Genomic DNA, 13,683 nt, shown 5'->3' with positions numbered 1-13,683 from the left:
TTTTAAAATAAGGGTAAATATACTTTTGGAGGAAAGCAGTATGACTTATGAACTGATTATGATCATTGTTTTACTGCTTTTAAATATTCCAATATATAAATTTCTGTTCCGTATTTGAAGATGAAAATGATTATAACGAATCTATTAGGCATGCTTTCACTCCTAATATAATCTCATTATTTAGAGAGGAATACTGGAAGGATAGAATAAACACAGTGAGACTTCAGTTTTATATACTTATTTGCATAGGGATAGTCGTGTTGGAATACATCGTTTTGAATAAGTTAATTGATATTATCCGTTGAGGCGAAGGCAGCCGATCTGATTGGTCAGCTTCCTTTTGCTCCGCTAATAGCGACTAACCCTCTGCTGAAAATTATAATATTCTATTGAAAGCTTGAAGTGAGAGATCAAGGAAAGGCGGACACAAGTCATGAAGCTTATTTTTTCAATCGTGAATACAGCAGAAGAAATCGCTGAGGTTGCTCGATTGGCGGCAGAAATATGGCGAGAATATTAGAAGAGGGGAAGCTCTTCCTGACAAGTTTTATATTGGGAAGGAGCACCGGGGACGCGGTTATGCCAGCCAAGCGTCGGCATTTCTTGAACAGCTTTGCAAAGACCGAAATCTAAGACATATTTGGCTGATGGTCAATCGTCATAACGAATCCACTATTGCGGTATATGAGAAAAAAGGCTTTAATACCGTACGAGAACAAGTTGCGGATATCGGTAATGGATTCGTCATGGATGATTTTATTATGGAAAAAGAAATTTCGGTTTCATAAGCGAAAAAAGGATTATATGCAAATACAAGGGACCGCTCAGGAGACAGGGTGGTCTTTTGTTAAAAGATTCACAAGAATCCCACCCTGCCCGGCATAGATCGAGAAACTTAGTTCATTAGGCGTCCTCGTCGGCCGAGGGACCGTAGAGGCCCGGCACCGGAATATCGAGAAGCCGCAAGTATACCCCGAGCTGCGCCCGGTGGTGGACCATGTGGCTTAATCCGAAGGTGCGGAGAGCGATCGCCCGCGGCTCGCGGAGGATGATATGGTCGCCGTGGCGCAGCGTCCATTCCTCGCCAAGTGCTTTCTCGTCGCATTCGGTAAACAGCTTTTTAACCTTGCTGACGTTCGCGTCGAACTCCTCCAGAACGTCAGCGCGTTTCTCCAAAGGCTCCCGCCGCAGCGGAACGGTCGAAAGATCGAGCTCTGGGTATTGAAAAATGGCGATTTGCCAGTTCAGCAGGTTGATCAGGTGCGTGGCCAGTCCGCCAAACGTCATCGATTTCTCATGTGGCTTCCATGTCATATGCTCCTCGGGCAAGCGTTCCAGAATGCGTCGCGTAGTTTCCAGTTCATGCGTTGCGTCGCCGATGATCAGTTGTTTAACCATAAATCCATCTCCTCTCTTGTGGTTTATCATACCATAAATTCCATTTGTTCGGAATTCTATCTGGTTAACCGGCTATGATATTGCGCTATTCTGCCCGCGAGCTGAGGATAAGGCAAGTGAAAAGGCGGCTTTCCCGAGGAGGAAGAACCGCCTTTTGTAATAATCCCATTAAAATAAGCCTCTGCGAATTAAGTTCGCTGTGATGGGTACCTTAAGCCAGAAACGGCTATAATCCTACGATTTGTCATTGTAAAATATATGCTTGGCAGATACTGTTCCACCAGCAAGTTGAAAAATGCCGAACGAATACATGGGCTGCCTCCTCTTATCAGTTGGCGACCCGGGATTAAATACCAGCAGGCCACCTGAGTGCTTAAGTACTGGAATATGGGAATGGCCATAGATCAGCACATTCAAATGAACATTCTTGAAGGATTGTAACGCACGCGCTTCCGTATTTATTCTTTTCCCATCACCATGTCCGTGAACAATACCCATTCTTACACCTTCGAATTCTACTTGCCTCTGCGATCCAAACTTGCGGATAATGTCTGCTCCATCATTGTTACCTGCGACACCGTAGATCGGGGCGAATGCTGCCAAAGCCTCGTACACGGATAGGTTCGTCCAATCACCTGCATGAATGATAGCTTTCGCCGTTTTTAGCTCGCGAAGCAATCGATCCGGCAGTTTCTTGTTCATTTTGGGCATATGCGTATCAGATACGACGACGATTTTCATCCTCACCGACCTCGATTCCTTGTCTTCATATCCTACATTCGTATTTCATATTTTCATCAAATAGACCAATAAGACAACAATCAATGCAAAAACGAAAAAACCGACTGCTATTGTTTTCTGTCCAGATGCATAAAGTGCTAAACTAGCCAACGAGAAAACCGCTATCTGAAGCAGGTGACGAACAGGAATGGTAACGGGGTAGGTTGCTTTGGGTGCTACGAAGAGTCCCCAGAACACCTTTGAAATATGATCAACTTATTTTCCCCTCACATGAAACTAATGTCATTAGTTGTAGTTTAACTAATGGTGTTAGTTTAGGCAAGGGATATGAACATATTCTGGCCATTTTAACATCATAGAAAAGCCTATTATTTTGATGCTTCAAGTATTATAACGCAAACGGTACGTTCTTCCTCCTTATCAAGCTAACTGGTAGGATAACAGGTGTATTATCCTTATAGAATAATTACTTAAAAGAGCACAGCAGTAGGGGGATTTAAATGCATAAAAGCATTCATTGGCATGCGTTTTCAAAGTGAATACAGAGGAAAAGGCTCGAAGTATACTCTCAAGATTTGAAGATATTTGTGAGACAAATGCCTCATTAAAAGGTAGGATAGTTGCTTAATTGGTTTTTTATGGTAATATACATACAAATAATAAGGAGGGGTTGCAATGAAAAAAATTATAGGTTTGGTTGTTGTATTAACAACGATTTTACTTTTTGTAACGAAATCGCTTTATGTAGAACGGACAGAGTTATTTATCATAGTTGGTTCATTATCAGCTATATCTATAATATTCAACAAACAGCAGAGTAGGTTTAGTGTAATTTTAGGTAGTTCAGCCATAATAGGATTTTTATTTTGCTTAGTATTAGGATTAATTGATTTAATAGCGGACCATATCATGTATTTCTTTCCAACTGGAAATGAAGATGGAATGCCTTTAACTTTAGGAATGAAGATTAATGAGTATAGTGACGATTTATTTGTTGCCAGTTTAATATCAATGATTTCGGTAATAACAATCTCTATTTTAACATCATTGATTTTAAAATTAACTACTAAAAACCATAAGGTCGATTTTTAACTGACGGGGAGTGGGAGTTTATTTTTTTGTAATTTTGCCTATGAGTTATTACTTTGTAGGGGTTAGCTTTATAAGTCTATACAGATGGCATCTTTTATTACTACGGAAATGAGCGGGAAGAATAAAGAAATAAATTGTGGAATTCATAACTATTAGAAACTCGAATTCCCTTGGAGGATACATGAAAACGACAGTCTATATGGTAAGGCATGCGGAATCAACTTATGAATTTGGACAAGAGAGAACGCGAGGACTTTCGACGGAAGGCTTTGCGGCAGCGAAGCGAGTTGCCGATTTTTTCGCTGATGTGGACGTTCATTATATGGCATCTAGTCCGTACACAAGGGCAGTACAGACCATTCAATACAGCATGGAAATATCATGACGATCATTATGAATTATTATGACGATAAATATGGCTTTGAATTTTGGGATTCGACATCAATGCCGGACATCTATAAGATAACATTTCGTTCGAATCAATTGGAGAGGGTATGGAACTAATTAAATCTACTAACAGCGAGGAGTAGAGAAAATGAAAATTAACAGCAACAATTTGAAGCCAGAAGTATTAGCTTATCTTGAACGGATTGGATATAGCGGACCCATTGACACTAGCATTGCGACGCTTAATAAGCTCCAAGAGTGTCATGTGCATACCGTTCCCTATGAAAATTTTGATATTTTAAACCGGGTGCCATTATCTTTGGAGGTTCCTGACTTATTAGATAAAATCGTTACCCGTCGCCGCGGTGGCTACTGCTTTGAGCTGAATGCTCTTTTCGGATGGTTGTTAATGGAGTTAGGCTTTAAGGTGACTAATTATTTCGCCAGATTTTGGCGCGACGAGACGGATACACCGCCTAAACGCAGACATCATATTTTGCAGGTAGAAGCCGATGGAGAACTGTATTTGTGCGATGTGGGAGTGGGTGGCATTGCACCCCGGAGCCCAATTCATATGATCGAAAATGTCGTTCATGAGCAAATAGACGAGGCCTACAAACTGGAGCGGGACGATTATTTCGGGTGGATCTTAAATGAGAGGAAGAAGGGGCAGTGGAGCCGTCTCTACTCTTTTACGGAGGAGCCTCAGCTGCCTAAAGATTTTCTGATGACGTCTTATTGGTGTGAAAATGCCCCTGATTCTATTTTTGTAAAAGATGCCATGGTGGCCATTCGGACAAGCGCGGGGAGAAATACGATAGCAGGCGAGGAGTTTCGAATATTCACCGAAGAGGGCGTTAAGGCCTTCACGCCAAAGACGAAAGAAGAATATGCAGAAGCTTTGCGGACTCATTTTGGAATTAGCATAAATAATTAAAGAGAGTTATTGAATAAAGGGCTGCCATAATGAAACTAGGAGCTCTGCTACTTTCTACAGAACTGATATCCATAACATACAACATGACTCAATTTGAGGTTGCTTTCAGGTAGCTTCATTTTTTTTTGGGTGGTTCGAAATGTCTCCTTTTATGAACGGGAGACGCTTTCTTGCTTGTGGCACCGAAATGCTTCTTCTGCGAGTATAATTAGGATGTGTAACTTAATTTTTATTTGGTACGTTTAATCCTGTATAAGGGAGGGGAACGATTTGAAAAAGTGTCTTTTTATTGTAATGACTACACTACTTGTTATTGTGTTGGCAGGATGTTCAACTAAAACAGCAGCAGAATACCCAATAGTTATTATTTTTAACAACACCCAATATCATTTATCAGTGGAGAAAGTCACACTTGATAAGATTGGAAATCAAGTCGGTGCAGTGAAACGACAAGTTGATCCAATGCCAAAAAAGAATGAAGAATCAAACTTTATTCCAGTGGGAAGTAAATTATACGAGATCAAGGGGATAGATCCCATTGAAGCCATTGCGGTTGAATTAGACGGGGAATACAAAAAAGCATCTAAATAAATCAAAGCAAAAGTAGATTGCTATTTTAAACATTCCTGTAAGGCCTAAACGTGCTGGAAGAAACGGAAGTTTCCAAATCGGCTGCGATTAAAAAAATATTGGACTATTACAGCATTTGCAAGTCAGAAGCCATCGCTTTTGGCGACGGCGGAAATGACATCGACATGCTGGAGCATGTAGGCCTCTATCGATGGGAAATGGTGAGGAAAGGCTAAAGCAACAAGCGGACTTCGTCACCAAAAAGGCAAGCGAAGGCGGGGTTTTTTACGCGTTAAAACAATTTAGCATAATTTAACAGTAGGTAATTATTTACTTTTGGTTGAAGAAGATTTTCGATATTCTAATAGAAACCTTTCAAAGGGGAAGATGAGATTCGACGTGGAAGAATCCAATCGACCCAGGTTCATTTTCATCCGACGCAGGACCGGGAGCAGCGCTTTCACATGCCGGCAACAGATGCAGCTCCTCCCATCCAAACGATCCACTTTAGCATGGGCCAGCAAAAGCTATTTGTTGGGAGGCTGACGGGCGAAGCCGTTTCTGTCGATCAGCGCATGGCCTTCTCCAAAGCGATGGAAGATTTGACGCAGGAAGGAGTGGGCTTTCGCAAAGGCCGCGTAGCCCAGAACGAGATTGAGACATTGGCTGAGTCTTATGAGCTATTAATCGATGCCACCGGAAAATCTGGCCCGCTATTCCCGTTCCCAGTTGAAGACGAGCTCACGCCATTCCATACTCCGCAGCGTAAATGCATCGTAGGATATTTCACGGGGTAGCCCCGGTTGAGCCCAAGGGGATTTCGATTACGGTGTATTAATGGAAGTCTAATATACGGGATTCCATTCGGTTAGAACAGAGTGCAAATGAAAATGAACGTAAAATCGCATCTGCTATGAAAGAAAACCCTTTCTGGAGGATCAAAATGAACAATAATGTATGGTCAGGCAGCAAAATTAGATTGCGTGCCATTGTCCCTGGCGATTGGGAAAGGTTCCATCATAATGATTACGACTCTGAATGTGCTAGAGCATGCGATGTGATCCATTTTCCAAGATCGGGAGAAGGGACAAAAGCTTGGGCAGATCATCAGGCATCCAAGGCGCCGGAAGGCGATAGCGTCATGCTCGCCATTGAAAAGTTGGATGGTGTGCTCGTTGGCAGCATAAGCACGCATAGCTGTGATCCGCGGCATGGAACGTTTAAGTATGGCGCTGCTATTTTTAGAGAGCATTGGCGTAAAGGCTACGCTGCAGAAGCAATCATGATATTGCTGCGGTATTACTTTGAGGAATTGCGTTATCAGAAGGTTAATGCACATATTTATGCTTTTAACGAGGGTTCGATCGCACTTCATAAGCATCTCGGTTTCCGTGAAGAAGGAAAGCTTAGGAATATGATTTTTACGAACGGACAACACTTCGATGAATATATTTTTGGTTTAACGAGTAATGAATATGGGGAGCTGTAAGGTTGAATTTGAATGCTTATGCACAGTCTGGGATTGTAGTTGAGTTGCTGCTAACTTGGAGAATAGGGTGATTTTATGCCAAGCTGTCATTGCTTTAAAACAATAATGACAGCTTGGCTCGCAGCGTAAGTTTGACTTTGCTACTGGGCTCGTCCTTCTCTCAGCATAGCTGTTGTTTTGTCTATACGTCGTTGCCGCGTTTCGGCAGTCTTGGCATCCTCGATGGCTAGCACCAAGCGCCGCTTGTTGCTGTAGGACAAGCCGTCGAAAAATTGCTTTGCCTCTGTTTCATTTTCAAGTGCATTTAGAAAGTCCGCCGGTACGACAACCTCACGAGTCTCGGTATCCAACTCAACATCAACTTCCACTTCATCTCCTGCCTCAACGCCGGCACCCTTGCGTATCTCCGCACTGACGGGGATCATGAAATGTCCGCCCATCGATGCCACAGTACTTCTGTAGGTAAAATCATTGATCGTAATTTTGACAGGCGGCTTCTTGCTCGTCCCGAGAGCTGCGACGATTTCTTCTGGAACACGAATACCAGTTGCCGTCTTGCCGCTAAGCAGAATGCTTGCTTGGAATTTCATGGAATGACCCTCCTCTTTCATATGCTCCGATAGCCGGTTATTTAATATGGATAATCAACTGAGGCAGTTTGCTTATAGATGCTTGCTACATAAAGGATAAACCAATAAAGAAGCAGCCGCAACGAACGTTTTGCGAGAAAAAAAGGTGATCTTTCCCGAGAAGCAGGCCCTGGAAGCGGGGATATGCCGGGCCTGTAGAAGGGAATAACCAACCAGTCCCAGTTCATCATTTTCATTTGAAAATGGTCATCTCCCAAGGTTTATCGCCTCGGGGGATGGCCTTTTTACCGAAACCAGAATCCTACATTGAGTTGTTGGTACCATAACGTTTATAATATAACGAGAATATTCCAAAAGAAAAGGTGTCATTCATGAGCATATTAAACGTAGAACGACTAAGTCATGGCTTTGGAGATCGTGCGATCTTCACTGACGTATCCTTCCGCCTGCTTAAGGGCGAGCACATCGGACTGATCGGCGCGAACGGCGAGGGCAAGTCCACTTTCATGAACATCATTACAGGAAAGCTTCAGCCGGATGACGGCAAGGTGGAGTGGTCCAAGCGGATGCGCGTTGGCTATCTTGACCAGCATGCGGTGCTGAGCAAAGGGTCCACGATCCGCGACGTGCTGAAAGGTGCCTTTCAGTATCTGTTCGATATGGAACAGGAAATGAACGACAAGTATGGCATTATGGGCGATGTCACGCCGGAGGAGCTTGAACAGCTGCTTGAGGATGTCGGAACGATACAGGATACGCTGACAAATCAAGATTTTTACTTGATCGACGCGAAGATCGAAGAGACAGCCCGCGGTCTCGGGCTTACCGATATTGGATTGGACAAAGATGTTAACGATCTGAGCGGCGGACAGCGGACGAAGGTGCTGCTGGCAAAGCTTTTGCTAGAAAAGCCGGACATTTTGCTCCTGGATGAGCCTACGAACTATTTGGATGAGCAGCATATCGAATGGTTGAAGCGTTACCTGCAGGAGTATGAGAATGCCTTTATTCTTATTTCACATGACATTCCGTTCCTTAACAGCGTCATTAACCTGATTTATCATATGGAAAATCAAGAGCTTAACCGTTATGTTGGCGATTATGAATATTTCCAGCAGGTTCACGAGATGAAGAAGCAGCAGCTGGAATCTGCTTTTAAGCGCCAACAGCAGGAAATTGCTGATCTTAAAGATTTCGTAGCCCGGAACAAAGCGAGCGTTGCGACGAGAAATATGGCGATGTCCCGGCAGAAGAAGCTCGATAAAATGGATGTCATCGAGATTGCGAAGGAAAAGCCGAAGCCGCAGTTTAACTTCAAGGATGGAAGAACCTCCGGCAAGCTTATTTTCGAAACAAAGGAGCTTGTAATCGGCTATGACAGCCCGCTATCGAGACCGCTCGACCTCCGTATGGAGCGCGGGCAGAAGATTGCGCTTGTCGGCGCGAACGGAATTGGGAAAACGACGCTGCTGCGCAGCATTTTAGGCGAGATTCAGGCGTTATCCGGCTCGGTTCAACGCGGGGAGCACCAACAGGTCGGCTATTTCCAACAGGAAATAAAGGATGCCAATTACAATACTTGCATCGAGGAAGTATGGAAGGAGTTCCCTTCCTTATCGCAGTTTGAAGTGCGTGCGGCACTAGCGAAGTGCGGACTCACGACCAAGCATATCGAGAGCAAAATCGCTGTCCTAAGCGGTGGCGAGAAGGCTAAGGTGCGCCTCTGCAAACTGATCAACAGCGAGACGAATCTGCTAGTGCTCGATGAGCCGACCAACCACTTGGACGTGGATGCGAAGGACGAGCTGAAGCGCGCCCTTAAGGCGTACAAAGGCAGCATTCTGCTCATTTCCCATGAACCGGAATTTTATCGCGATGTCGTTACAGATACTTGGAACTGTGAGTCATGGACGACAAAAGTATTTTAATTCGTCCTGCAATGTCAAAAAAGCCTATCTAACCGTTAGGGTCAGATAGGCTTTTTTTGGTTTGTGCGTCACGCTTGCTGCTCGGGGTCTTTCTTTGTGGAGCGCGCCATTGAATGATTTTTTCCAATCCCTCAATATATTGCTGGAACATGTCTAGCCCAAGCTGCGTGGGGGAGCAGATCGTCTTGGGCCGCCTGCCGGCGAACGTCTTTTCCACCTGAATATAGGCGGCTTCCTCCAGCACGCGGATATGATTGCCCAGATTTCCTTCGGTCAGGCTCAGTTCACCGCGCAGGAAGCTGAAGTCGCATTCGCCGTGTACCATAAGCATGCTCATAATGCCTAAGCGAGCTTTGGCATGTATCGTATCGTCGATGGCATCCAGCAGATTGTCACTCATGACGCCCTCTCCGGCGCTGAAGCAATACCCCTGCTAAGACAAGACTCCCGCCGCCCAGCAGTCCTAGAACCATAAACTGATAGTCGAGAAAAAAGAGCCTTGTCGCAGCGGCTAGCACAATAAACCAAATGCCGATCATCACGGGCCCTTTTCCCAAGAGCGCCCCCATGGACACATAGAGAATCCCTACGAGCATGAACCAGAATAGAGGGATATATTCGGCCTTCACCATTCCCGTTGCCATCATAAAAAAGCCGGCGACCATCATTACAAGGAAAGGCAGCCCAAACATCCATCCGTTCGTGCCGCCACCTGCCTTTTTAGTCAAATGACGAGATTGCCGAATGCCGGTAACGGCGGAAAGAACGCTGCCGAGGACCGAGCCAATCGGCCAATACCACATCGGCCATGTTGCGCTGTCGAAATGCATGCCGATCATCCCGAGCATCAGGAAAGTGCCCCAAATGAACAAGTAGGGCGGGGAATAATCCATTTTCTTCTCGTTCCGTGTAATGATTTGCTTAATGAAATCAATGTCGCGCAAAGCCTGCAGAGACTCTGTGGCATGCGCCAAGTCTTGTTCCTTTTTCAACCCAACCACTCCTTAACCTAAAACCATTTTATCCTTATTTCTCCCATCTGAAAAGGAAGAACGCCAGCACCCAGCAAACAACGGCGAATCCAGCCATGATCGTAGTGGCAAGCCCAAACGAAGCGATTGACTCTCCCAGCCACAACCCGCGGGCAAGCTCAACGAAATAGGACATGGGCAGCCAGTCGCTTACTCTCTGCATGAACGTTGGCAAAATATCGACTGGCATTGCAATTCCGGATAGAAAGAGGGAAGGGAAGAATACGGCCATTGCCAAACCGCTGGCAGCTCCAGGCGTATTGGTAAGTCCCGACAAGGCAAACCCAAGTGGAAAGAAGCTGAGACAACCAAACAACAGGCAAGCAAAGAGCATGAGCAGCGATGATACAGAGAACTGAATATCCCAAACTAAACTGGCAATGACGATAATTTCGACCGCACCTGCAAGTACAAGAATGATGCCCTGAATGGAATGGGACAGCAGGACCGCTCCTGAGCGGATAGGGCTAACCCGGTATCTTCGCAAAATACCGCTCTCCCGTTGTGTAATCATATTAATATTTAACGTGAATACGGATACAGAGATAACATTCATCGCGCATAACGCGGGAATATAGGAATCAATGAATGTAGCGCCTTCCAGCGCTCCTGGCTGGTTGCCGAATACGGAACCAAAGATAAGCAGCATCAGAATCGGATAGACAAGCATCCAAAATATCGTCAGCCAATCGCGCAAATACAAGCGGAAATCAAAAGCAATAAGCCGAATTAGAGCATTCATCGCGCAGCCTCCTTCTTGCCTTGCAGGGTCATTTCGGTAAAGACATCGTTCATTGATGCATCCTCGAGCCGGAGCCCGCTAACCATCCAATTTTCCTGTGCAGCCAAGTGGAAAAGCTGCTTTAGCGTCTCATCGATATGGCTCGAATGCAGCTTGATCATATCAGCTCCGTATTCGACATGGGTGACATGCGCCAGCTTCGCAAAGCGCGATTCGCCCGAAGTGCCGGGATTCTTGAAGCTGATGCGCTTCGTACCGCCCAGCATGGAGATTAGCTTCTGAGGCGTATCGAGAGCGACCAGCCGCCCGCGGCTGATTACCGCAATCCGGTCGCACAAATATTCAGCTTCCTCCATGTAGTGGGTCGTTACGACAATCGTTCGTCCTTGCTTCTTAAGCCGATGAATCATTTCCCACATCTCGCTGCGGGCATTCGGGTCCAAGCCCATGCTGGGCTCGTCGAGAAAAATAATTTCCGGATCATTGATTAACGCGAGTGCCAGCGACACGCGCTGCTTCCACCCGCCGGACAGCGATTTGATGTAGGCGTTCTGCTTATCCTCAAGACCGAGAAAGGCTGCAATCTCACTAGGATCGGCGGTTTTCTTGTATAGCGACCCGAACATGTGCAGCACTTCTTTGATCTTCGCCTTCTCCGGAATGGCGGTGGATTGCAGCAGCACGCCAATTCGCTGCTTGATCTCCTGAGCATGCTTGCGGATGTCCTTGCCTAATACCGTTGCAACGCCGCTGTCTGCATTTCGCAAGCCTTCGAGAATTTCGATTAATGTTGTTTTTCCAGCACCATTGGGACCTACGATGCCAAAGATTTCTCCCTTATTCACTTGCATCGTTATATGATCGACAGCAACTGTAGTTCCATACTGCTTGCATACTTGATCAAGCTGAATTACGGCTTGCATGGCTTCATTCCTCTCAAAAACATATTCATTCAGATTACTCTGTAATCCAGAGTGATCTGAATTGAAATGGTTGTCAATAACTGTATTTGAAATTGGGCGATGACAAATCGGATAAGCTAGCCAATAAATGATGTGTATAGACAACGCTGCTTTCAGATGCTAGGTTTAAATCTGGTGGATTAGACCTAGCATACTTGATAGGGCATCGATTAAATCCTTTTATTACATAGAGCAAAGTAGGTTTATTAGAATGAATAATAGCGATCAGCCGATTTACCGTTTTAGTGAAGCGCCTATTTGGGAGCTGCAGCGTGCTTATTTCGAAGAACAGGGCATCGAGGCATGGCAGAACGAGGAAGTACCGCAATACATTACAAATAACCCAGTCATTGCAACGGCGTACGCGGAAATGATATTTGGATTTCTTCAGGATAGAGCAAGGCTGGGCAGCGAAGCGGAGCCGTTGACGATCCTTGAGCTTGGAGCGGGCTCGGGCCGCTTAGCCTTCCAAGTGCTGAAGGAGTTGGGCGAACTGATCGATTATGCAGCCATTGCGCTTCCGCCATACCGGTATGTGATGAGTGATTTGCCAGTCAAAAATGTAGCCTATTGGCAGCAGCATCCAAGCCTGCAGCCCTTCATTCAGCAAGGGATGCTGGATTTCGCTAAGTTTGATGCGGTGCATGATGCGGAGCTGCATTTGACGCAATCAGGCGACACAATAAGGCAAGCTGGCTTGAAGCAGCCATTGCTGATTATCGCCAACTACTTTTTTGACAGCATCCCGCAGGAATTGCTTTATGTGGATGAAGGCAGCATTTTTGAATGCAGAGTTTCCTTGACGTTGCCTGATGAGGCGGACGCAACTGCTGTTACGAATATGCTGGAGAGAATGGAGCCCGAATATCATTACCGCAGAGCCGCTGAATATGAGCAGAATTCGTATCCTTACCTGGATGTGATCGAGCTGTATAAGCATAAGCTTGAGGATTCGCACATTCTCTTCCCGGAGATTGGGCTGAACTGTTTGGAGCGGCTTGGCCAGTTATCGCAGGAGGGCTTTGTGCTGCTTACCGCGGACAAAGGAGACCATCGCTTGGACAATTGGGCGTTTGCCGAGCCGCCTAAGCTCATTCATCACGGCAGCTTCTCATTGACGGCTAATTATCATGCGATCCAGCATGCTTTTCAGCAAAAGGGAGCTTGGTCCCATTTTACCGAGCATCATTATAAAAACTTGAATGTGGGCTGCATTCTCATGCTTCAAAGTCCGGCGAGCTATGCGAATACGCGCTTAGCCTACCGCCGATTTGTCGATCGGTTTGGGCCGGATGATTTCTTTAGCATAAAGCTGTGGTTCGATGAGCATTTGGACCAAATGGGGCTGTCTCAAATTATTGCTTTTTGGCGATTGGGCCGCTACGATGCGCAGCTATTTCTTCAAAGCGCGAAGCGTATGCTGCTTCTCGTTCCGGATTCCGGAGAGGAGGAAATGGAGGATCTTCGCCATGGCATACATCTTATGTGGGCAGGCTATTATCCGATGAAGGAGAATCGTGACCTCGCTTTGGACTGCGCCGTTCTGCTTTATCAGCTGGAATTGTACGAGGATGCGCTGGTCTTTTTTGAGCGGTCGCTAAGCGGAAATGACGGTACAGCCGAGACGCTGTACGGCATGGCGATTTGCTGCTATGAGCTGGAGAGGGAAGAAGCAGTACAATATGCGCAGCGTGCTTTAGCGCTTGATCCGCAGCATGAGGGAGCTAGGGCGCTGCTGCGCATTTAGGATGAATGGTTAGTAATAAGGAAGACTGATATGAACGCATGTTTGCAATGGCGATGTTAAAGTTAAAGA

General features: G+C 45.6%; 16 protein-coding genes and 2 pseudogenes. 10 read left to right on the top strand and 8 right to left on the bottom strand.

Annotation, left to right across the window (positions count from 1 at the left end; genetic code table 11):
* The first annotated feature begins 482 nt into the window (after nucleotides 1–482).
* Nucleotides 483–788, top strand: coding sequence for a GNAT family N-acetyltransferase (locus tag AC2TDN_RS14750; protein WP_484688523.1), 306 nt, complete (start codon nucleotides 483–485; stop codon nucleotides 786–788).
* A 115-nt stretch (nucleotides 789–903) separates the two neighbouring features.
* Here the strand turns inward: AC2TDN_RS14750 and AC2TDN_RS14745 are convergent, their stop codons facing one another.
* The 3 genes from AC2TDN_RS14745 to AC2TDN_RS14735 all read right to left on the bottom strand — a co-directional run bounded on the left by AC2TDN_RS14745 (nucleotide 904) and on the right by AC2TDN_RS14735 (nucleotide 2,376).
* Nucleotides 904–1,398: a DinB family protein gene (locus AC2TDN_RS14745; RefSeq protein ID WP_484688522.1), complete on the bottom strand. Its 495-nt coding sequence runs from the start codon at nucleotides 1,396–1,398 to the stop codon at nucleotides 904–906.
* Between the two features lie 234 nt (nucleotides 1,399–1,632).
* Nucleotides 1,633–2,139, bottom strand: coding sequence for a metallophosphoesterase family protein (locus AC2TDN_RS14740; protein WP_484688521.1), 507 nt, complete (start codon nucleotides 2,137–2,139; stop codon nucleotides 1,633–1,635).
* A 45-nt stretch (nucleotides 2,140–2,184) separates the two neighbouring features.
* On the bottom strand, nucleotides 2,185–2,376 hold the full coding sequence (locus AC2TDN_RS14735; RefSeq protein WP_484688520.1) for a DUF2568 domain-containing protein: 192 nt from the start codon (nucleotides 2,374–2,376) through the stop codon (nucleotides 2,185–2,187).
* 438 nt (nucleotides 2,377–2,814) lie between these two features.
* Between AC2TDN_RS14735 and AC2TDN_RS14730 the strand changes: the two genes are divergently transcribed.
* From AC2TDN_RS14730 to AC2TDN_RS14700, 7 genes and pseudogenes are all read left to right on the top strand, one after another.
* On the top strand, nucleotides 2,815–3,231 hold the full coding sequence (locus AC2TDN_RS14730; RefSeq protein WP_484688519.1) for a hypothetical protein: 417 nt from the start codon (nucleotides 2,815–2,817) through the stop codon (nucleotides 3,229–3,231).
* 181 nt (nucleotides 3,232–3,412) lie between these two features.
* A pseudogene (locus AC2TDN_RS14725) lies at nucleotides 3,413–3,735 on the top strand (histidine phosphatase family protein).
* Nucleotides 3,736–3,766: 31 nt separating this feature from the next.
* Complete coding sequence (locus AC2TDN_RS14720; protein WP_484688518.1) at nucleotides 3,767–4,555, top strand: arylamine N-acetyltransferase family protein; 789 nt, start codon at nucleotides 3,767–3,769, stop codon at nucleotides 4,553–4,555.
* A 270-nt stretch (nucleotides 4,556–4,825) separates the two neighbouring features.
* Entirely contained in the window at nucleotides 4,826–5,146 is a 321-nt protein-coding gene (locus AC2TDN_RS14715) for a hypothetical protein (RefSeq protein WP_484688517.1), read from the top strand.
* A 44-nt stretch (nucleotides 5,147–5,190) separates the two neighbouring features.
* A pseudogene (locus AC2TDN_RS14710) lies at nucleotides 5,191–5,441 on the top strand (HAD hydrolase family protein); the annotation flags it as partial.
* Between the two features lie 148 nt (nucleotides 5,442–5,589).
* Complete coding sequence (locus AC2TDN_RS14705) at nucleotides 5,590–5,922, top strand: hypothetical protein (RefSeq protein ID WP_484688516.1); 333 nt, start codon at nucleotides 5,590–5,592, stop codon at nucleotides 5,920–5,922.
* 146 nt (nucleotides 5,923–6,068) lie between these two features.
* Nucleotides 6,069–6,614: a GNAT family N-acetyltransferase gene (locus AC2TDN_RS14700; protein ID WP_484688515.1), complete on the top strand. Its 546-nt coding sequence runs from the start codon at nucleotides 6,069–6,071 to the stop codon at nucleotides 6,612–6,614.
* A 140-nt stretch (nucleotides 6,615–6,754) separates the two neighbouring features.
* Here the strand turns inward: AC2TDN_RS14700 and AC2TDN_RS14695 are convergent, their stop codons facing one another.
* Nucleotides 6,755–7,204 carry a YdeI/OmpD-associated family protein gene (locus tag AC2TDN_RS14695; protein ID WP_484688514.1) on the bottom strand — a complete coding sequence of 150 codons (450 nt, stop codon included), beginning with the start codon at nucleotides 7,202–7,204 and terminating at the stop codon, nucleotides 6,755–6,757.
* 371 nt (nucleotides 7,205–7,575) lie between these two features.
* On the opposite strand from AC2TDN_RS14695, the gene AC2TDN_RS14690 reads away from it, so the two are divergent.
* The gene (locus tag AC2TDN_RS14690; protein ID WP_482068756.1) at nucleotides 7,576–9,132 is read left to right on the top strand and encodes an ABC-F family ATP-binding cassette domain-containing protein; all 1,557 of its coding nucleotides are present in this window, start codon (nucleotides 7,576–7,578) and stop codon (nucleotides 9,130–9,132) included.
* A 28-nt stretch (nucleotides 9,133–9,160) separates the two neighbouring features.
* On the opposite strand, the gene AC2TDN_RS14685 is transcribed toward AC2TDN_RS14690, so the two are convergent.
* The 4 genes from AC2TDN_RS14685 to AC2TDN_RS14670 are packed head-to-tail and all read right to left on the bottom strand — an operon-like array spanning nucleotide 9,161 to nucleotide 11,828.
* Entirely contained in the window at nucleotides 9,161–9,532 is a 372-nt protein-coding gene (locus AC2TDN_RS14685) for a winged helix-turn-helix domain-containing protein (protein WP_484688513.1), read from the bottom strand.
* Entirely contained in the window at nucleotides 9,525–10,124 is a 600-nt protein-coding gene (locus tag AC2TDN_RS14680) for a hypothetical protein (protein WP_484688512.1), read from the bottom strand. Before AC2TDN_RS14680 ends, AC2TDN_RS14685 begins: the two co-directional genes overlap by 8 nt.
* Nucleotides 10,125–10,158: 34 nt before the next feature.
* Nucleotides 10,159–10,905 carry an ABC transporter permease gene (locus AC2TDN_RS14675; RefSeq protein ID WP_484688511.1) on the bottom strand — a complete coding sequence of 249 codons (747 nt, stop codon included), beginning with the start codon at nucleotides 10,903–10,905 and terminating at the stop codon, nucleotides 10,159–10,161.
* Nucleotides 10,902–11,828, bottom strand: a complete 927-nt coding sequence (locus AC2TDN_RS14670) for an ABC transporter ATP-binding protein (protein WP_484688510.1) — start codon at nucleotides 11,826–11,828, stop codon at nucleotides 10,902–10,904. The genes AC2TDN_RS14675 and AC2TDN_RS14670 overlap by 4 nt, the downstream gene beginning before the upstream one ends.
* A gap of 250 nt (nucleotides 11,829–12,078) precedes the next feature.
* On the opposite strand from AC2TDN_RS14670, the gene AC2TDN_RS14665 reads away from it, so the two are divergent.
* Entirely contained in the window at nucleotides 12,079–13,614 is a 1,536-nt protein-coding gene (locus AC2TDN_RS14665) for a tetratricopeptide repeat protein (protein ID WP_484688509.1), read from the top strand.
* Nucleotides 13,615–13,683 lie beyond the last annotated feature (69 nt).

This window comes from Paenibacillus sp. Y660 (assembly GCF_057221575.1).
This window is presented reverse-complemented; position numbering and strand designations above follow the sequence as displayed.